11 protein-coding genes are annotated in these 20514 nt (G+C 58.8%); 10 read left to right on the top strand and 1 reads right to left on the bottom strand.

What is annotated here, in order from left to right:
- Positions 1-207: 207 nt before the first annotated feature.
- Positions 208-714: a YbgC/FadM family acyl-CoA thioesterase gene (locus ABID59_RS21420; RefSeq protein WP_354084681.1), complete on the top strand. Its 507-nt coding sequence runs from the start codon at positions 208-210 to the stop codon at positions 712-714.
- A gap of 13 nt (positions 715-727) precedes the next feature.
- On the opposite strand, the gene ABID59_RS21415 is transcribed toward ABID59_RS21420, so the two are convergent.
- On the bottom strand, positions 728-928 hold the full coding sequence (locus ABID59_RS21415) for a hypothetical protein (RefSeq protein ID WP_354084680.1): 201 nt from the start codon (positions 926-928) through the stop codon (positions 728-730).
- A 10-nt stretch (positions 929-938) separates the two neighbouring features.
- Between ABID59_RS21415 and ABID59_RS21410 the strand changes: the two genes are divergently transcribed.
- From ABID59_RS21410 to dpdD, 9 genes are all read left to right on the top strand, one after another.
- The gene (locus tag ABID59_RS21410; protein ID WP_354084679.1) at positions 939-1775 is read left to right on the top strand and encodes a hypothetical protein; all 837 of its coding nucleotides are present in this window, start codon (positions 939-941) and stop codon (positions 1773-1775) included.
- Between the two features lie 1043 nt (positions 1776-2818).
- Positions 2819-5980 (top strand): protein DpdE, encoded by a 3162-nt coding sequence (dpdE, locus tag ABID59_RS21405; protein WP_354084678.1) that lies wholly within the window; start codon positions 2819-2821, stop codon positions 5978-5980.
- The gene (gene dpdF, locus ABID59_RS21400) at positions 5967-8465 is read left to right on the top strand and encodes a protein DpdF (protein WP_354084677.1); all 2499 of its coding nucleotides are present in this window, start codon (positions 5967-5969) and stop codon (positions 8463-8465) included. The genes dpdE and dpdF overlap by 14 nt, the downstream gene beginning before the upstream one ends.
- On the top strand, positions 8462-9346 hold the full coding sequence (dpdG, locus tag ABID59_RS21395) for a protein DpdG (protein ID WP_354084676.1): 885 nt from the start codon (positions 8462-8464) through the stop codon (positions 9344-9346). The genes dpdF and dpdG overlap by 4 nt, the downstream gene beginning before the upstream one ends.
- A 2-nt stretch (positions 9347-9348) precedes the next feature.
- Positions 9349-12411, top strand: a complete 3063-nt coding sequence (gene dpdH / locus ABID59_RS21390) for a protein DpdH (protein WP_354084675.1) — start codon at positions 9349-9351, stop codon at positions 12409-12411.
- On the top strand, positions 12401-13114 hold the full coding sequence (locus tag ABID59_RS21385) for a hypothetical protein (protein ID WP_354084674.1): 714 nt from the start codon (positions 12401-12403) through the stop codon (positions 13112-13114). Before dpdH ends, ABID59_RS21385 begins: the two co-directional genes overlap by 11 nt.
- Positions 13115-13122: 8 nt before the next feature.
- Complete coding sequence (gene dpdJ / locus ABID59_RS21380; protein ID WP_354084673.1) at positions 13123-17664, top strand: protein DpdJ; 4542 nt, start codon at positions 13123-13125, stop codon at positions 17662-17664.
- Complete coding sequence (dpdK, locus tag ABID59_RS21375; RefSeq protein WP_354084672.1) at positions 17664-18191, top strand: phospholipase D-like domain-containing protein DpdK; 528 nt, start codon at positions 17664-17666, stop codon at positions 18189-18191. The genes dpdJ and dpdK overlap by 1 nt, the downstream gene beginning before the upstream one ends.
- Complete coding sequence (gene dpdD, locus ABID59_RS21370; RefSeq protein ID WP_354084671.1) at positions 18188-20362, top strand: protein DpdD; 2175 nt, start codon at positions 18188-18190, stop codon at positions 20360-20362. The genes dpdK and dpdD overlap by 4 nt, the downstream gene beginning before the upstream one ends.
- The last annotated feature ends 152 nt before the right edge of the window (positions 20363-20514 follow it).

The following is a 20514-nucleotide window of genomic DNA, read 5'->3' as shown; positions in this document are numbered from 1 at the left end:
GGCTCACACATCATTGCCGCGTCATTGCCTTTTTACGTCTCCAACACAGCGCAGCGTCAAACGGACCTGTAGGGCTTCTTCAATGGTCTAGTGTAGCCAAGCGTTTCACCCCCGCATCTCCCATCGGCTGTGAAACGGCGCCGAACATTGACCCCACAGAATCAATATCGATCAATCACTTATGACGCCGATCGGCGCCCGGTCCCCATGCCGATTCAAGCCAGGTCTCTTAGTCATGGTGTGGTACGGACGAGTATAGATAATCTGCTCCTCATTCACGCCTTAGCCGTCCAGCGACCCAATGAAAGTAATCCGCTGGGCCTCTGTTGCGACATCGTCAAATCAGTGTCCGGCCAAATTGTGTATCACGCGAATTTTTTGCGCTTCATGGAACGCGGCAGGACGAATTACTTGCGCCTGCTCGGAACGAGTCAGCACGCGCTGCTCCCAGAGGCGCAGAACGGTGCGCCCGGCTTTACCTTTGTCGTCCGGTCGATGACAATCGATTTTCTAAAGCCAGCGGTCTTGGACGACGTGCTTGACGTCGTTACTCTCCCGCAAGAGGTGAGAGGCGCGTCAATTACCTTACTGCAGGAATGCAGGCGCGCAGAGGATCTCTTGGTCACGGCGCGTGTACGTGTGGCGTTTATCTCAGGCGGAAAAGCGCAGCGTATCCCGAAGGCGCTGCGGCTTGCTATGGAGGGGCATAAATGAATCTGCTCCCCATTCAAGCCTTGGCCGCCCGGCGACAAACGAAGAGGTGCGTCGCGCCGCCGATCGGAGGCGCATATTGTGTCCCGTTGGCCACACCCAGGTTGGATTTTTTCACCGTTCTACTGAGGTCCTTGTGCAACTTAAAGGGGTAGTGTTTCCTGCGGGTGGAATTTAAGAAACGCTGTTTGCATTTTGCATAATCGGTTTTTGTCACGGGGGCTCTCATGTCCGCCATGCGCTTTGTATTGCCAATTTTGATAGTGGGATTCTCAACAGGATGCGGGTTGCGTGTTCCTGAAATCGCAGAGTCTGGTAGCAGAGTAGAAGGTCAGCAACTCGTCCAAGCTATTCTGATCAACATTACTTGCGAGCTGCGTGATGCGGTGAGCGACCTGCGTGCGGCTTACCCCCAAGGGACCTTCATAGACGACTTCGGGATTCAAACAACTCTCACTTTGACATACGAAGAGAAGAGCACGTTAGGACCGAGCGTGAATTGGTTCCCGCCAAGTCCGGTGACTGCAGTCTTCAATATCGGGGCCGGCCTTAACCTATCTGCGGATGCCACCCGGAAGAACGTCATAGACGGATACTACCTAGTGCGTGATCTGGAAAATGCGCGATGTTCGGAGGCCGCTCGTCCAAACGGCTTATTCCTCCTCCAAAGTGATCTGAAGCTATCTGAGTGGCTGTTCACCGCGGTGAGCGCGTCCTTGACGAACACTGTAAACTTCAAAAATACGGCTCTAGGGGTAAAGGACAGCATACTTCAACACGAGGTGAAGTTCGTAATCGATACAAGCGGTAATGCAACTCCTACTTGGAAGTTCAAGCTGGTGACCGTCAATCCAGGCGGCACCTTCCTAAGTGCAGACCGTACCAGGACCAATGACCTTCTTATTACGTTAGGACCAGCGGTCCCGTCGGTCGTATCTGCCTCCCGAAATGGAAAGTTGGTTGCTACTGCTGGCAGAGAGCCGGATAGACGAGCGGCGGACTTACATCTGTCCGCTTCGATTACAAACGGAATAAATACTGCAGTGTTTAGCGGATTACGTTGATAGGGGGATTCTATGGCTCGGGCACCAAAAAGAGCAGCACGTGCTTTGCCGGCTAACTTCAATCGAACGCGCTCAATAGCTGAGGCCGATGCGCATCTGATGGCTGCTCGAACAGCGGCCTCTATGGGGCCGCCAGCGTATATTTGTGTGCCAACTGGTCCTCCACCGGCACCCTGCTTACGTTACGGCCGTGATCCAAACACAGGTGAATACGCCATTCCCCCGTTTGGCACGCCTATGGACTGTGCCGCTTGCCGAGCAGGGAAAAGAAGATAGGAGCACGCAAACGTAGTGGACCTTCTGCTCCTCGATCCCCTCGCCGACTAACCCAAGTATCAAGTACACAGGCGCATCCACCGCGTCATCGTGTTTTTCGCTCCCAACCCGAGTAGCTGCGTCATGAGCTGCTCGCATCAGTGCGCGCTTGGGTCCGCGAAATTTCCCCTAGTCACCGCGCAAATCGCAGCTTCTGAGCGTGGGTTTGGAGGCTGGAGTTTGCGGTGAGGTGCAAGATTTCCGGACGTTGACGAAAAATGCCATCTTCCGGGACGTGGCACCTAGTCGCCTTTTAGCAATTTCCAAGGCTCGATCTGTAGCGCATGCAATGATTGGTCAATTTGGCCTTGGCGCGGCGTACTTATCTGGTTGGCGGATCCGTGAAAAAGGAATCTCCTATCGGGAAGGATTTGCCGTTCTGCTCCTTTCGCTCGATGAACAGAAAGGTGCGGCCAAGGCCAACGAATTTCTGCATTATCACGGGGCCTTCTGCAGGGATATCGATCCGGGTGACTGCCGTCTATTTACAAGGGCGGGGAATTCAGACGAATCGGTTTCCCACTGTTACCGGCTTTTCGGCCAACTTGGCATGGCCAGATCTGAGAGAATTTTTCACCAAGTATCGGTTGAATGCTACCAAAGAGAATCAATTCCCGGTTCAAAGAGGGCCAGGATGCACTATTATTTGCAGCCGTCATCGAGTGGCGGCCGAGTCGAACGGAAAGGCGGGAGAATGCCCGCCCCGGAGGCGTATGCATATTAGGGGAATGCTTGTCGAGTTGCCATTCCGGCAAGGAATCGGCAAGCTCATATCCGCGTTCGAGGGGCGCTGCATCGTTTCCGTGTTTCATTCCGTCTCTCGTTCGGAGCGTGTCGAGATATCGTCGAATGACCTCAAACGGGGATATCTGAGCCGACAAACTCGCGTCTATGTCGGCGGAAGCGATGGGTATCGGATCGGCCGTGTTGTAAAGTACCTCCGACGCGACGATGGCCTTGTCGAGTACGAAGTTCGGTTTCCGAATGGACGGATGGCGGACCTGGACGAGACGCTCCTGCATGTCCGACCATGGCATGCCCCGGATGACCCCGCCGAAATCCTGGCCGTCGGAGGAGCAGAAAGCCAATTCCTGCATGACCGGAGGCAGGCCGCCATTGGCCCGCTAACAGCGATGCGCGGCGCGGCACAGGGAATGTCGGCGCTCTTGTCGGCCGGCGTTGAGTTCGTCCCTCATCAGATCGCTGCGGTACGGAGAATCCTTGCCGATCCGCTCCAACGCTATCTGCTCGCCGACGAGGTCGGCCTTGGCAAGACGATCGAAGCCGGTCTGGTCGCGCGGCAGCACTTGATCGACAATCCCGCGGTCAGAGTGGTGATTGCAGTCCCAGAACATTTGCGGGTGCAATGGAAGAAAGAGCTGACGCAAAAACTGCGCTTCGACCAGTTCGAAGATGCTTTCGATCTGCGCGCGCATGAAGAGATCGCTTCGATCACCGAAATTCCCGATGTCCTGATCATAGACGAGGCCCACCATGTGGTCGGAGCGACGGAAGGTCCGCTCGCCGACGCCGCTTCCAGATTGCAGCAACTCTCCCGTGAAAGCAGGGTACTGCTGCTGCTCTCCGCGACGCCGGCGCTTAGCGACCATCGTCGTTTTCTCGCGCTTCTCAACCTTTTGGATCCGCTTAGCCATCCGCTGAACGACGTCGACGGTTTCGCAGTCAAGCTACAAAACAGGAGGGAGTTCGGACGGTTGCTTCTGAGTCTGGATCCGACCGGTCCGGCGTTGGTCTTGCGGCAGCGGGCCGCAGAAGCTGCGAAGCTGTTTCCGGACGATCCAGTAGTCGTCGAACTGGCGCCGCTGCTGATCGAAGCCAGTCGCACCGAACCCGAGCGGGTCGCTTCACTGTGTACGGCCCTTCGCACCCATGTCGCCGACACCTACCGCATCCATCAAAGACTGATTCGCTCCCGTCGCGCGGATGCGAAAGGCTGGGAATTCATGCCGCGCGGACCGGCGGTGGGTCAGGAGCCCGAATTGTCGCACGTGCGGCAGGAAATCGACGATGATGATCGGATCAATGGTCTTTTGGCCGCTCTTGAGGAATGGCGTTTTGCGGCGATGGATACCGTGCCGGCCTCGGACCGATCGCGACTGGTTCAACTCGCGGAGAGGTATCGAAGCTGGGTCGAAGCCCTTGGTATCAGCCTGCCGGAATTCGCTGCCGTTGTCCGATCTTCAGATCCGGTCTTCGAGGGCGAGCTAGACTTGATGGATGGACTCCTCTCGATCGCACTTGGTGATGGCCCGGCTCACAATAGAATCGAAGTCATGGTCGAAAGTACCGCGAGGCTGCTCAAGACACTTACCACCGCTGCGCACAGTCCCAAGATCGTAGTTTTTTCCTCCTCTACAATGATTGCGGAAGAATTCCAGAGGGCCCTTGCGGGCCGGTTGCACGACGTCTCCGTCTTCCTCCTGGCTGAAGGCTCCGATGAGCCGACCCGGGCCGCGGGCCCAGTCGACGGTTTTTCTGCTCTCCGAAAAGCGGCGGTGCTTGTCCTGGACCGTCATGGAGAGGAGGGACTGAATCTGAGCGTGGCGGATGCGATCGTCCACCTTGACCTTCCATTTTCGGCAGCCCGCATCGAGCAGCGAATCGGCCGCCTGGACCGATTTGGACGTAGGCAGAGCATCATCAGGCACCGGGTGCTGCTTCCCTCTGATGATGACGGCTGCCCGTGGCAGGAGTGGTTCGACGTCCTCACGCAAGGGATGCTGGTATTTAACCAGTCGATCAGTGACGTACAATTTCTCTTGGACGATATCGAGACCGATTTTTTTATTGCCATGCTTCGAAACGGTCCGGGTGCTGCAAAGGCGGTCGTTGCTGATGTAAGAAAGCGAATTGAGGGAGAGCGTCTCGCTCAGGACGAGCAGTCGGCGCTTGACAGAATCGCGCTGGCGGAAGAGTCGGTCGAGCATTTCGTGGAAGGACTGGACGCAGCGGAAGAAGACGAGGATGCGCTCGGTCGCGGCATCGAAAAATGGTTTGTAGGCGTCCTGCAACTAAACAAGCGCCGTATTGCAGGCTCGGAAGACGATCCGTTCAGCCTGGGCGCGGATTCCGAAACCCTCGTGCCGCCCACGCCTTGGCTAAAAACGTTTAAAATCGACGAGACAGGGCCCCTTACTTGGCGCCGCCGCCTAGCGGCAGGCAATAACGACGTGACGTTGCTCCGTCCTGGTACCCCCTTGATGGACGCGATGGAGCGCTACACGAAATGGGACGATCGCGGCACGGCCTTCGTGACGTGGCGGGTGGAGCCTGAATGGCGCGGAGATCCATGGTTTGGTTTCAGGCTTTGCTTCGTCATAGAAGCTGATGTCCACTTCGAGAACTTTGCCTCGCCGACACTTGCCGAGCGCGCCCTGGCCCGACGCGCTCAAAACTATCTTCCTCCATTTGCCGTCACAATGCATGTGGACGCGGACGGCACTCCGATTACGGATCAAGGGCTGGTCGGCATTCTTTCTCGGCCATACGATGCCTCTGCGCGAGAAGACGCGCGGACCGACATCAATCTTGGAGGCCGATCCGGCATCCTCGCGGATTTCATAGATGCCGCATCCTTTGAGCATTCATGTCGACACGTGCGAGATTCCGCGAGGAGATTTATCGCCAGCAATGCTGATTACCAGGACCGCACAGAAGCCGCGCGCATGGCAGCCCGCGCCGACCTAGACAGACGCCGGTCGGGATTTCTTCGTCGATCTGCCGCCGGTGACTTCTCCGCGCGAGAAGACCTCGAGACAGCGGAAGCAATCGTCCGAAGCATCGAGAATCCAATGGTGCGGCTTGACGCGATGGGGTGCTTCATAATTTCGAATCGCAGACCGGCGGAGCCGTCACATGAGCGCTCTTGAGGGAGGAGTCGCGTTTGCTGCGCTCGAGCGCCTTCTGTCGGACCCGGACCACACGGATTGGAGTACCGAGGCACAGGCCGTCGAACGGCTCAGGGTCGCCCTTTGGGAAGAGCCACAACGCGCGAGCGCCCTAGACATTGCCGTTCTTCTCCGGCAGGCGCTGCGTCACGAGCATGCTCGACGCGACTTTACTGTCGCTCCGGCCGTTCTGGTCAAGCATCCTCGCCTGATGGATTTCAGCGGATGGGCCGATGTCGGAACGCAAGTCCGTTCGTCCTCAGCCGGTCTTTTCGTCTCGGCCTTGCCCTGGTCGCCAGCGTGGCTGGACTCAGGAGATACTCAGGGGGTAGATGCCCGCGCGGCGGCCGAAGTCAGGTGCAGGTTCTTCGAAGGACAGCAGGTCGAAGGCGATCCCTTGCTCAAGTCTGTCAATCGCACGTTCTACAGGAGCGTCGGCCAGCGGGCCGCCGTACGCGCCGCGCTTTCGACGCCGCCGGGCGGGACCACAGTAGTGGCGCTTCCGACAGGCGAGGGTAAAAGTCTAATATTCCAGTTGGCGCATTCGGTCGGCTTCACGAATTCAAAGCCGTCGGACGGACGAAGCGTGACATTGGTCATCGTTCCTACAGTCGCGTTGGGAGTGAATCATCAAATAGAAGCAGTCGACATTTGCGGTCTCTCACCGCCGCTTGCTTATCAGGGCGGAAACGACGTATCGAACGCGCAGATTATCCAGAAGACCGCCGACGGATCACAAGGCCTGTGCTTCGCTTCTCCGGAAGCTGCTTGCGGTGCGTTGAGGAGTTCGCTCCGGAAGGCCGCCGAGGGCGGCTATCTTCGGGCCCTGGTTGTCGATGAGGCGCATCTCGTCGATCAGTGGGGAACGGGATTTCGAACGGAATTCCAAGAACTGAGTGGGCTGAGGCGCGAACTCTTGGCGGCTGCGCCGCCGGAAAGCCAGATGCGGACTCTCCTGCTGTCCGCCACGCTGACCGACAGTTCATTGGAAACGCTCAAATCATTCTTCGGAGGCGAGGAGAATTTCGAAAGCTTCTCCGCTGTCCAGCTTCGGCCGGAGCCGGACTATTGGGTGGCTGGAGAATCGTCCGAACAGGAACGCGTCAACAGGGTTCTGGAAGCCATGCATCGTGTTCCGAGGCCGTGTGTTCTCTACGTGACCGAGGTCGCCGATGCGGAAGCTTGGACGGCACGACTTCTCGCAGCCGGATTCCGTCGAATCGCAAAGCTGCACGGGGACACCAGAAGAACTGAACGGGAAGAGATCGTAGGGAAATGGCGCAGCGGCGCTCTCGATATCGTCGTCGGCACGTCCGCGTTCGGCCTCGGTATCGACTACCAGCATGCCCGCAGCGTGGTTCACGCATGCGTACCCGAGACTCTCGACCGCTTTTACCAAGAGGTCGGACGAGGCGGACGCGATGGACGGGCCTCCCTGTCATTAATAGTGCCGACGAAAAGAGATCACTCGAGCGCTCAAGGCATCAACAGGGACAAGATCATCGGCATCGCCCGCGGACTCGAAAGATGGAGTGCCATGTTTGGCGGCAAAGTTTCCGTGCCAAGCGGCCGCTACGCGGTCAGGATCGATGGCCGGCCGGGTTTCGGCGATGGTGACATCGATATGCGCGGCGATCGCAACACCGACTGGAATCTGCGAACGCTGGCGCTGATGTCCAGGGCGAAGCTGATCCGAATGAGGGGATCTCCCTCTCCGCGCTTGACTGCGCCTGGTGATTGGTTGGAAGTCGACATTCTGGAGGAGGGGCATCTTGAACAGGCGACTTGGGCAGAATTGGTGGAACCTGTGCGCGCGGCAAGCGCCGCTGCAAGCGGTCGAAACCTCGCGCTGATGGAGCGCTTTCTCGCAGACGTAGAGTGTCCTGCTTCGGTTCTCGAGGCTCTTTACGGCGCCGACAGAGTTGGCGTGGAGTGCAGCCGCTGCTCGGTTTGCCGGTCCGATCTCAGCCTCCGCCGCCATACGCGCAATGTGGGAGAGCCACGGTCGGGGTGGCGGGCACCGTCAGTCAATCCGGACCTTGCCCGGATTCTTGGAAAGGATGGTCGCCTTTTGGTGACCTACGATCCTGAATCAGTTAACCGCAAGGCCTCAAGGCATCTGGCCGACTGCATCGGGCGGCTGAATTTGCTCGGCGTCTCGAAGCTTCTTTGTCTTGGAAAGTCCCCATTCGATATGGTCCGGGTGCTCGCGTTCGCCGAGCGAATTCCCTTCTTCGTGAGCGAAGTCGCCGGCCTTGTTTATTCTAGGCTTCCACGCGGGCCGGAAATTGTACTGGTTGGTCCCGGCTCTCGTCTTGAGGAAGTCAATCTGATCCCGAAGCCAGACGCCGCGCGGATCTTCATCGTTCCCGACGAGCAGCGCTCCTTTGACGGCCGTCGATTGACGGACGTCTTCGGAGGGCGAGTTTTCGCTCTGGAACATTTCTTCGCAAGGGTATTGGAATGAGCATCATCACGACTGCACCCGCGGTACCAAGCAGGCTCTTCGCGCTCTATTCTGCACTTCTCCCGAGCGCCGCCGGGGAGCTGAAAGACAGGTTCGAAAGTTGGGCAACGCCGCCTTCCATTCGCACGCGCGGTGCCAGTGACGACGCTGGCGAGCGCCCGACCGAGCTGTTCAGCAGCGCACTTCGGGAAGCAAAAAAGCTCGGTTTGATCGAAGAGGATGATGAACGGATCAAGGTGACAGAAGAGGCTCGAGGGAAGAGTGGAAAGACATCCCCGGAGGTTCGTTTCAAATCTCATCTAGTAAAAGTGCTTTTTGACCCTCTGCGGGCTGAAGCTGCCGGGCAGACAGGATTCGCGATGGCACTCGCCTGGTTCTTGAGGCGTAATCCGCTCGAACCGATGGGTTTTGGCGATGACCCGAGAAACGAACTCAGAAATGAACTCGGCGATGATGTAGCGCTCACCGAGTTGACGAACCTTAACAGTTTCCAAAATTTTATATATTGGGCCCGCTATCTTGGCTTTGCGACCTTGTTGGGAACAAAGGAAACCCGATGGACTATTCCTGATCCATTCTCTGCCATCCGTGAAGTACTGCCGGGCCTGTTTGCCGAAGCCAGCGAGTTGCCGATCAATATCTTAATCGCCGGCCTTGCGCGTATCTATCCGGTGTTCGAGGGAGGCGTCTCGCGGTTGACGATTGAGCAACTCGCGCTGTCGCCGGATGTGGACGCGAACAGTAGGCGTCTTTCGCCCGCGACCAGCCTGGCGCTGCAAAGGCTCCTGTCGCTGACAATCCGGGCAGACGCTCCCGCGGTCATATTCGACTTCGGCGGATCACCACGCCGCGTCAGTCATGTCGCGAAGAAGGCAAACTGAGCATGCGAAACGTCGTCTGTTGGGATCCCCGTGAAGTTCGTCAGATCATCAATCCATTTGCGGAGCACATGCCGGATGCGCTGTTCCAGGCTGTTCACACGGACTGGAATCTCAAGGTCAGCGCACCTGTGGGAACCTCGTTTCAGGATCTAGTCGCCTCCCCGTCTTCCTACGTTGAGACGGCGCCCACGGAGTTCCTCGAGGATTTCATGCGGGAGGACCGTCCTCACGCTCTGGCCGTCGCCTTGGGAACGACGGGTTCGGGAAAATCGCATCTTATTCACTGGATGCGTCTTCATCTGAAGGAGGACAAAAAGCGCATGATCCTGGTGGTCCGTAAGTCCGGCACCAGTCTAAGAGCCATCGTCGAGATGATAATCGGACGGCTGCCGGAAGAGGAACGTCAGGGCTTCCGTGACACATTGAACCGAGCGGGCGAGGGAACCGCGACACGGAACGGACAGAAGCAGCAGTTGCTCAACGACATCGCGGTCGCCATACGCGAGGACAAAGTCTCAGAGTCCGAGTCTACTGCGGAAACTGAAGCTGAATTGATCAAGCTTCTGCCGCACATTTTTCAGGACCCGCACATGCGGGAGGCCCATTTCCTGTCGGACGGTACGGTGATCGCTGACATCGTGGATCATATCTTTGCTCCCTCGAATGCAAGTGACCGACCTGAGAGTCGCCGTACGTTCAAGGAGGAAGATCTGCCCCTGGGCGGCCTGGACTTCGCGAAGGCTTCGAAGAACGCCCGTGATGCACTACAGGTCGTCGACCTTGAACCCGACGTTACGCGGGCGATGACTGTCCGGATCATCAACCGCAACTTGGACCGGGCGACGTCTAGGACGCTCAGCTTTTCCGGTGACCGCGTCGAGGAACTCATGGGCCGCTTGCGGACCCATCTAATGAAGCAGGGAAAGGAGCTGGTGCTGCTGGTGGAGGAATTTGCGCGCCTCCAAGGCATCGACCGAGCCTTGCTTCAAGCAATCACAAATCAAGGCGACGGCAGCTATTGCAAGATGCGATCGGCCATAGCGGTCACTACCGGCTTTTTCGAGAGCGTCGCGGAAACAGCGTATATGAGGACCACGCATATCATCGACATGGACCGCTCTACGGGGCGTCAACAGGGTGGCCGCCCGACGAGGGAAGCTTTGGGCGAATTCACCGTGAGATACCTCAATGCCGTGCGACTCGGACGCGCCGAAATTGAATCCTGGAGCGCAACCGCCGAAACTGGCGATGCGGCACCCAGTAAGTGTTCCACATGCACCTATCGTTCCCAGTGCCACCCGACGTTCGGCGAGATCGAGGGATACGGACTCTATCCGTTCACATTGACCGCGCTTTGGAACGCGTCCGAGCGCGTGCACCGTGGCCGGCCAGAAAACCTGAACCCCCGCATTCTGCAGAACGAGGTGCTGGCGGAGGTTCTGGACGTCAGTGAACCGGCAATCAAAACCGGGCGCTTTCCGACCAGCCAATTCGTTGACAAACTCGGAGGAGACCCGTCGCTCAGCACGCTCGACGTATCGGCAAGAAATCGGCTGAAAACGGCAAACCCGGAAGCGGCCGAGAGGTTGATCCCGTTTCTGGAATTGTACGACGGGTCGGGATCGATCAGAGACTTGCCGGCGCCTCTGCGAAACGCCTTCGGCGTACCGGGGATCCCGGCAGCCGTGGAGCAAACTGTCGAACGCCCGGGTGAACCACCCTTAGAAGAGCCTGAACAAAAGCCGACGCGGGAAGACGATCAATCGAGCGCGATCAACAAGTGGATCCGAGGCGAAGTTCTTGATCAAACTGTAGCGCAATCGTTGCGCGAAGCGATTTTTACGGCTGTGGCCGAGAATATTGATTGGGACATGCTGGGACTGGCGAGATCGACGTTTCTCGGGCAATCGAAGGTATTTTCCCAACGCACCAGCATCGTTTTTGAACGGCAAATGATCGCGCCGGCGTCGTACGTTCGATTGCAGTTGACGATCCCCGGTTCGGTTGATCCCGACAAAGCCGGGCAGGCGTTGATCGGACTTCTTCGCGCCAGCAAGCAGCAGTTCAACTGGAACTTCGATCAAGGCTCGGAAATGCTCTCCGCGTTTCTCGAGTGCCTTGAAGTGTGGACTGGCGACGTGGAAAGACAACTGAAGGAGATCAGCGGTCCCACAGCAAACTGGGATCCTCCTGCTGCGGCAATAGAGTTGTTGTGCATAGGCGCGGCGATCGGCGGGAGGATCAAACAAGACTCGCGCGCCGGCGACACAATCAACGCCGCGTTCGGTCAATGGGCGGCCGACTGTGCGAGCGAGGCGCCCGAAATGCGCACGCTCTATCAGCGCCTGGTGGCCAAACGTGAGAAATTCTCGGACATGGCCCGATCTCAAATTTCGTCGATGAAAGGCGGCCAGGTCGGCGCAATGCTCGATCCCCGAAAGGCAGTCTCCGCCATTCGCGGGTTTCGACAGCGGCAATGGCGTCTCACCATGGTTCCACCATCCGACGAAAAGGGCGACTATGCGATCCTGGCGAAGGCCTACCTGGAGGCAAAGGCGGCGCTGGAGCCGGCCATAACCGCGGAGCTTGCTGTGCGGCAGGAATGGCTCCTGGAAATGGAGGAGGCATTCGGCAACTCACAAGCCAAGTCCGCGATCGTCGCCGCGGCCCGTGCGCTGAAGGATACTGCGACCAGCGCCGGACTCGCCGGCGGCGGAAACGCCAATGCGTTTGCGAGCGCCATCGAGACCTTTTCAGCGACCAATTTTGACGACGCTATTGGCGCGGCGCGCGCTCTGGTCGACCTTCAGGCTCCTTCCGAAATCCTTCCGCAATTGGGACGCGGGAGGCATGGCGCCGTATCCGCAGGCAGAGAGTTGAAAAAGACGGCGAACATGTTCGTGCAGAATGTCGACCACAATCTGAGATCGTTCACTCAACAGTTTCGGTCTGAATACGGTGCGGTCGAAGAGAGCATCAGGTCTGTTGACCGATCAGTGACGACGATTCAGACGAGCTTGGCGAGCCTGAAACCCGCGGCGAAGGACATTCCTCATGTTGCTTGATCGGGCTTCGGAACTCGTCGCCGAGATCGAGCAGTTCGAAAAGCTGAGGGAGTCTGCCAAGGAAGCCCAAGCGCTCGAAGCACGCGCCAAGCAATTCTCTCCGGTGGCGGATAAGCTGTCGGAAGCGGCGAAGACCATGAATAATATTCGTGCCGTCGGAATTTCGATAGATTTCGTTCCTAAGGAGGGCGACCTGCTCGGCAAGCGTGCCGCTGACCTTCTGGCGGGCTTCAGGTCGGATCCCAACAGTCTCGCTAGTCCCGAAGTCGATCTCAAATACCAGTTCGTCGACCGCCTGATGTCGCTCGCTTCGGCGGCGGAAAATGCCGCTCTGGCGGGCTGGAAGAAATATGTCAGCGAGAATAGCGACCCAGCTGGCGAGGAAATCCTTGCAGCACTTTCTGCCGTGCCTGCGTATCAGGGCACGGTTTTGCGGATCAAGACGATACAGAATCGAATTTTGTTGCTTTCGAATTCAGCGCCGCACGATCCGAAGGCCGCTATCGAAGAACTCCGACTGTTGGTCGCTGAACACCGTGCCGCCTGGAACGAGATGACCGCTGGCGGCATTCCGCGGGCAGTGATCGCTTTTCTGCGAGCCTGCAGTCTCGACGGAGCGGGGCTTGGTACTTATGGGGACGAAGTCAGGGCGTGGCTGGTTGAACGCAACCTGACACATCTTTTCAGCATCAAGATTAGATAGGACCGCAGGTGACAGTTTCTTCGGCCGCTCTCCGACTTCTCGACGCGATCGAAAAAATCGAGATACAGTCGCTCGCCTGGGGCTTCACGGACGGCTCCCTGTCGGAGGACGAACTCTTCGAGTTGGCCGGCAAGGTCGCCGATGGCGGCGGCGTTCCGGAAGATCTCATCGAGGAGTTGCTCGATGCAAAGGTGATGTTCGAACACCGAAGCGGCGGATCGAACGAGCGCTATAGATCCAGGTTCGCTGAGATGGTGCGGCTTTTGGCGGCGTCTAGGCAACTGTTCGTGGGAAAGCCTTGGCAGAGTGCGCCACGCCTCGTGGCGGATTTCAGGGTAGACCGAAGACCGCGTCGTTTTCCCTGTCGCGACCGGGCGCCGCAAGCGGTATTGAAAGATAATGCTGGGGTTCTCGGCGCGACCGGTGTGCGGCAGGAATTGTGGACGGCACTTACCTCGTCGCGGGGGGGATTTTTGCTGTCGTCGTTCCAGGAAAGGACCACCGCGCGACTTTTGGGACCGGCTGCCGATACAGGGACAATCGTCACGGCCGGGACCGGCAGCGGCAAGACGCTGGCGGTCTATCTGCCGGCGTTGATACGCATCGGCGAAGCGATCGGGGCGGATCATTGGGTCAAGGTCCTCGCCGTATATCCGCGGACAGAGCTTCTGAAGGATCAGTTTGCCGAAGCGTACCGGAATGCGCGATCGATCGATGCCGTGCTCATGGCGAAAAGGTTGCGGCCCGTCCGAATTGGCGCTCTCTTCGGGGCGACGCCGAACGGGCCAAGCACCGCCGAGGTGGACAAGAAATGGCAGCGCAGAGGCGCGGATTTCGTTTGTCCGTGGCTGAGATGTCCGGCGTGCGATGGCGAACTGCTGTGGCGCGGATCGGACGTCGAGGCACAGCGTGAGGAACTTCGTTGCGCAAACGGGGTGTGCGCGAGGCGTGTTCCCGAAAGTCATATCGCCCTTACCCGCGAGACGATACAAAAACGGCCGCCGGACATCCTGTTCACGACAACCGAGATGCTGAATCAGCGGATGTCGGACCACTGGACCCGGCATTTGTTCGGAATCGGACTTCCATTTTCAAAAAAACCTTTCATGGCGCTTCTCGACGAGGTTCACACCTACGAGGGCGCTACCGGCGCGCAGATCGCCCTGACGCTGCGTCGCTGGCGTCATCTGCTCGGAGCGCCCGTCACATGGGCGGGACTTTCGGCCACGCTCGCGGAGGCTCCAACCTTTTTCGCTGACCTGACAGGCGTGGCGGTTGAGGGCGTGGTGGAGATCACGCCTCGCGAAGATGAAATCGAGGAACGCGGTGCGGACTATCAATTGCTCCTGAGGGGCGACCCGGCTTCGCGTGCCTCTCTCCTTTCGACATCGATTCAGGCTGCCATGTTGGTCGCCCGTTCGCTCGACCCTCCGCAGAGGGCCCTTTCACATGGCCTGTTCGGAAGAAGGGCTTTTTTATTCACCGACGATCTGGACGTGACCAACCGTCTGTACGACGACATCCGGGATGCTGAGGGCTACGACTGGTGGGGAAAACCCAAGGCGAACGTCCTTCCACTGGCCAGTCTGCGTGCGGGAGGTGTCGACGCTGTGTTGCGCGACCTCGAAGGCCAAAGATGGCGAATGTGCGAGGATATCGGCCATCCGCTGGATCAGCGCCTCATCGTTGGGCGAACCACCTCGCAAGATAGCGGCGTTAACATGCAGTCCAATATCGTCGTTGCAACGGCTGCACTGGAGGTCGGGTATAACGATCCGCACGTCGGCGCCGTTATCCAACACAAGGCGCCGCGCGGCATGGCTTCCTTCCTGCAGCGCAAGGGTCGTGCGGGCCGTCAATCGACGATGCGCCCCATCACTATAACCGTTTTGTCGGATTACGGGCGCGACCGTGCGCTGTATCAGGCGTATGAGCACTTGTTCGATCCGTCGCTTCAGCCGCAACATCTTCCCGTCAAAAATCTCTACGTTCTCAAGATGCAGGCCGTCTTTTCATTCATCGATTGGCTGGCGGATAGAACGGTCGGCCCTGAGAAGGCTTGGCTCTGGGACATATTGAGCAGGCCGCATCCGCAACCGTCCGCGGCGATGAATCAGGTGCTGGTGCGCGTGAGGGCACTTCTGCTGGATGTCTTGAACGGGAAGCAGGTCGTAATCGCGGACCTCCGGTCTTTCATTTCGGAAGCGCTGTGCATCGACGAACCGACGATGGACATCGTTCTCTGGCGGGCGCCCAGGTCGATCTTGCTTGAGGCGGCGCCTACGCTCGCGCGCCGACTTTTCCGGCAATGGGAATTGGCGTTTTCCGGCGAGGGCAATCGCCACGATCATCAGGTGGACTATCATCCGCTGCCCGACTTCGTTCCGCGAAATCTGTTCAGCGATCTCAGTCTACCGGAGGTCCAGGTGTCGTTGCCGGCCGCGCAACGCGGTCTGGACGAGCGCATGGAGACGATGCCGATCCTTCAGGCGCTCAGGCAGTTCGCCCCCGGGAGGGTTACCCGTAGGTTTGCCTTCGAACGTGCCGGGCTCTCGCACTGGGTGCCCGTGGATCCGGCCACTCCGTTTCAGTTGTTGCAAATATCGGACTTCGCGGAAGAATTCGAGTACGTCGGCTCTTTCCGGGCAAATTGCAACAGTCCGGCGGAGAAAGACGCGATCCGGGTCTATCGGCCTTGGACTGTACGCATGCAGCCTGTTCCGAAGAGCGTGCTGCCCAGCAGTAACGCTTTCCTCTCTTGGCGGAGTGAACTTTCAACCAATGGCGATCCCATGGTTGTTCCAGTGCCTCCCCGGTCATCCTGGCGCACATACGCTAGATCGGTCTCATTCCATCTCCACCGATTTCGCGCGAGCGTCACGGTAAGGCGGTTCGCCGCGGCAAGCCATGCCAACGTTCGCACACGTCAAGACGACTTCGCCGTCACTGTCGGATTTCAAGACGCAGAGGGTCCGGCAGCGGTTGGCTTCGCGCTAGAGGTCGATGGGTTCTACGTTGATTTGTCGCTCCCGAGCGTCGCGGAACTAGTGAAGATCAAGCTTCCGGCGCAGTTGGCCTCCAGCGCGTGGACGGGGTTCCTGAAAGAATCCTTCCGATCCGACGAGAATCTTCCCGTTGATCTGAACGACTTCCAGCGCGATTGGCTTTTTCAGATCTTCCTTTCCGCAATTTGCGGTAGGGCAGGCGAGCAGCGCAGCTTGTCCGAAGCCGCCTCAGAAATTCTTGCCGAGGATCGTCTTCAGGCGGTTCTTCATGAAGTCATGTCGGAACTGTTCGACGCGGTGCCGCCGCTTCAGGCCGACGACGAAAACGCGGGGGATGACGATGATCCGGTTGATGGGCTTCCGAACGGAAATCACCATCAGGGCCAGCACGGAATCACGCGTTTGCAGAGAGGTCTGTCGGACCAGATCGCCAGACCGGAGGTGCGCGCGTGCTTGCGAGCCTTGGCCAGACGTTTCGACGAAAGGGAGGACGAAGCCTACGGCCATTGGCTGAGACGGACGGTATTGGATACTCTCGGGGAGGCCCTTCTTCAGGCGTGCATGACAGCGGCGCCGCGGCACGCCGCGGTGGAAGGCCTGCTCGTGGACATACAGGACGACAGCGACAGCGGCACGTCGAGAATCTGGTTGACCGAGACGACGCTCGGAGGCGCGGGTGTCATACAGGCGTTTGCGGACCGTTTCGCGTCCGAACCGAGAGTGCTTTTCAACGCGCTTGAGGCTGCCCTGTCGGCGACCGATCTCGAATTGGTCGATGACGGTCTGAGGCGAGTGGTCGAACTGTCGTTAAGCGACGCCGAATTCGCAGAGCGGTTGACCAGCCTCCGCGCCGCAGAAGGTCACAAGGAGTTTGGCGAACGCTGGAGAGTGTTCGCCGGTGCGCTTGCTGGCCGGGGTGCCGTGGACTTGAGTCACGCCCTCACCGTCTCACTTACGAGCAGGCTCCTCCGGTCTGGCAGTGGACCCGCCCTCGATGCGTTGCTGTTGCATCTGCTGGAACGCTGGGACGCCGTCGAAAGCGGCTTCGGTATCACGATTGGACTCCGCGAATTCAGCTATATCTGCGCCAAGGACCTGGCGATTTCCGCTGAGGTAAGGAAGTTTCTTGCAAAACTTCCGGGTCCGGGTGCCGCCCGTGTCTCCGTCATCGCAGCAGTCAGCAATCTTCTTTGGCCGCGGGCCGCCGAGGTAAGGCTGCAATCGCTTCAGTCCTACAATCCATATCGGGGCGCCCGCGCCACGGATCCTGCGCTGGTCCGAAGCCTGCTTTTGAGCGAGACGTCCCCGCAAGTCGATTTCTCGGAAACTTCATGGAAATCCGCGCTCAACGCTGCTCTTGAGAAATTTGGAAGCGTTCGCCTGGTCGCATCCGGTTCGGCTGCGCCCCGTCTGCGATCCGCGCTGATCGATTTGGCAGCTACGCCGGTCGACGTCGGCTTTCTGCAGTTTTTTCCGACGGTCGAACGGGTCGAGAGGATCAGCGGCAACATATCGGTATCACTCGTGTTGAGGGAGCAAGTCTGATGGCCGCCCCGTCACGCGACCTGCATGGACCGGCGCAATCGCGCGCCGTCCGCGATCTTCTGCAAAGTCTCTTTGCCGCTGAATTGATCTATCCTAGTACGAAACTCTGGCTGTTCTTTGCCTGGATCACCGACATCGAGTTGCTGGACAATTCGGCGCGACAATTTGCTTCGCTGGAGCCGGACTGGCCTGCGACACAGATCCGGCTGTCGAGGGTGCTGGGTGCTCTCTTGGCTCGCGGCGTCCAGATTCGACTTGTCATTAGGGAACATGGGCACAATAATTTCTTCATATCGAGATTGCGGGATCTGCGATCCGCTCATGGTGACAAGCTCAAGTGGGTCGTTGAGAGGGACTTCCATGCGAAAGGGCTTCTCGGCTCAGATTACTTCCTCAGCGGATCCATGAACCTGACGGTCAGCGGGATTACCATAAACGACGAGCATCTCCTGCTCCGTTGCGATCCTGCCGCGGTAGCCGAACAATCGGTGCAGCTTGAGAGCCAATGGGAAGGGCGGATGAGATGATCTGCGATACTTCCGAAAGGTCGGCAGAGTTACACGCGAAGCTCGATCTAATCTCCGGTTGCGGCAGCCTCGGCGACGAGGAGATCCGGAAACTCTGTATCTCCATCGCAAGCTCGGCCATCAACGCTGAATTTCCCGGCGGGCTTGTTCCTGTCGTGGAGCCTTCGGGCGACCTGCGTGTCTACGCGGTGACGTCGAACGACAGGGAGTGGCGGCAACTGAGTCCTCTTCTCCTGTCGTTTGCTGGTCCGACTCTTACTTCGTTTACAGGTATCCCGGCGCAACTCAGGACCGGCCACGTCGTCGAAGAGACGATCAGCGAAACGCGACCGGCGAAGGTCGGGGTGCTAGGTTTGCCTTTTGACGGAAACGTCAGGGCGCAGGCGCTCCGCGCGCTCTCACGGCTTCAGGACACTTGGGCACGCGCGCCGAAACTGGATGGTAGGCCGACCGAGCCCACGGGATGGTTACTGGCCGAATTCCAGGACCAGATCAACGTCGGCCGAAGGGAGGCCGCCGCCGCTGTCATCGACCGGCTTAGGGCCGAGTTGAGACTCGATGCGCTCAATATTCAGTTCCTTGAAATCCAGCTATTCGCGGCCTTTTCCGACTGGGCCGCGATCGTTTCCATGCCGCGACTGTCCCAACTGTGCGCGGCGCGGCGCCCTCCGTCCGTCACGGCTACCCTTCTGCAAGCCATTTATGCGGTTCAGCTGCGCGATATCGTTTCGGGCGGCAATCTGGAGAAGTCAAAGCTGAGGTATGAGGAGACCTGTCGAGCCCTCGTTCAACCGCTGCTTGTTCTTCCGCCGCCACCCGCAACAACTTCCGGCGGTTGGACCATCTATGCGATGGAGGCGATCGTGGACGGCGACAGGCCGGACATTGTCACCGCATTGAAGAGTCACGAGAGCTTGATCGGATGGCTGGCGGCGCACGTCGCTGGCGCCGAAGCCGACATCGTCAGGCCACCAGTCGTCCCGGCAACGGCGTTGGATGCTGCTCGCACCGCCGTAGTCGAGGCCGACGAGATAAATTCGCTGTCGGCGATCAATGCCGCGCTTGCAAAGCTGTCGGGTCTTTCCGCGGAAGATCTTCAGAAACTCAGAACTGCAGAACCGTTCAAGTCGGCCCTGCGCGAACTCGCGGCAGACGATAGGACTCCGGTCGCGGGTCCGGGAAACTGGGTCGAGTGGTTCCAGCGTGCCGGCGATCCCAGCTTCGATGACGCGCTCGAGATCGCCAGGCGGGGGAAGGACGAATGGCCCATCGGCGATCGCGAAGCCGATCCGGGTTCAGTTAGGCAACTCGAGGTGGCGCTCGAGCATGTCCAGGCAGACTCGCTTGCCGGCGAGCGGGCCGCAGACGCTCTTCCTTTACTCGTCGCTTGGCTCCGCCGGGATCCGGAATATCCGCGCCCGGCGTTCTCGGCGGTCTATTCCGTGCTTCTGACGCTCTTCGCACTCAGCCACCGCCGTGGCCGCCGGATCTACGAATCGAGCGGACTTCTCATCGGCGCGCTCTTGGCCACCGGTCTCTCCGAAAAGACATACCGGGACCTGTTGGGTGACATCGACGAATTGCTGGGTGCGGGTATTGGGACGGAGTCGCTGTACTGGTTGCTCGATGTGCTGGAGGATACCGTGAGCTTTCCGGCGCCATCGTCCGGAATCAGGGAGTCCTTCTGGCTCAACACGCTGGTCAAGATTCAACCGTTGCGCAGTCGTCTGACAGGTTTGCAGCGCGCTTCCATCGCTGGGTTGGCCCAGAGCGTCGGATGGAACGACGATACGCTTGAATCGGTGATTTCGGGCGGAACGGCAGATAGCCAACAGGAGCTGCAGTCAGGTCTCAAGATCGCCATCTACACCTTGACGGAGTCAGCGGGCAGGCAGGCGAAGACCGCCCTGGAGAGCACTTTTCCTTCCGTCGTTGTCGATTGTTCCGCCGACCATGGTGGGAACCCGAGGCTGAAGGCGATGGCGGAGAACGCGGACATTTTTGTCGTAACGACCACGTCCGCCAAGCACGCCGCGACGGAATTCATTCGAAGCCATCGCGGTGAACGACCACTCCTGTTCGCGCAAGGCCGGGGCTTCACAAGCATACTGCGCGCGATTGAGGACCACGTTCAGGGCGGCGCCAGTAACACCGGTCTTGGGCCGAACTAGGACGTACGTATCCCATCAATTCAGGATGGTCGGTCGCCGTCTGATTTGACCTAGAATGATGTCGGCAAAGTCGTCACCAACAGACATCGCGGTGCACCTCAACAATTTACGCAGTCTGGGGAGATTACCTGCCCGGCAGGCGATATAGTTGG

The sequence above is a fragment of the Bradyrhizobium sp. S3.3.6 genome (assembly GCF_040546905.1).
In the GTDB taxonomy this organism is placed as follows: Bacteria; Pseudomonadota; Alphaproteobacteria; order Rhizobiales; family Xanthobacteraceae; genus Bradyrhizobium; species Bradyrhizobium cytisi.
The sequence above is the reverse complement of the archived record's forward strand: the minus strand, read 5'-3'. Positions and strand labels throughout refer to the sequence as shown.

Bases quoted from the DNA above. Each gene is read 5' to 3' on its own strand.
- dpdE (WP_354084678.1), top strand. From the start codon at position 2,819: ATGCTTGTCGAGTTGCCATTCCGGCAAGGAATCGGCAAGCTCATATCC.
- ABID59_RS21385 (WP_354084674.1), top strand. From the start codon at position 12,401: ATGTTGCTTGATCGGGCTTCGGAACTCGTCGCCGAGATCGAGCAGTTC.
- dpdD (WP_354084671.1), top strand. From the start codon at position 18,188: ATGATCTGCGATACTTCCGAAAGGTCGGCAGAGTTACACGCGAAGCTC.
- dpdG (WP_354084676.1), top strand. From the start codon at position 8,462: ATGAGCATCATCACGACTGCACCCGCGGTACCAAGCAGGCTCTTCGCG.
- dpdH (WP_354084675.1), top strand. From the start codon at position 9,349: ATGCGAAACGTCGTCTGTTGGGATCCCCGTGAAGTTCGTCAGATCATC.
- dpdK (WP_354084672.1), top strand. From the start codon at position 17,664: ATGGCCGCCCCGTCACGCGACCTGCATGGACCGGCGCAATCGCGCGCC.
- ABID59_RS21410 (WP_354084679.1), top strand. From the start codon at position 939: ATGTCCGCCATGCGCTTTGTATTGCCAATTTTGATAGTGGGATTCTCA.
- ABID59_RS21420 (WP_354084681.1), top strand. From the start codon at position 208: ATGCCGATTCAAGCCAGGTCTCTTAGTCATGGTGTGGTACGGACGAGT.
- dpdF (WP_354084677.1), top strand. From the start codon at position 5,967: ATGAGCGCTCTTGAGGGAGGAGTCGCGTTTGCTGCGCTCGAGCGCCTT.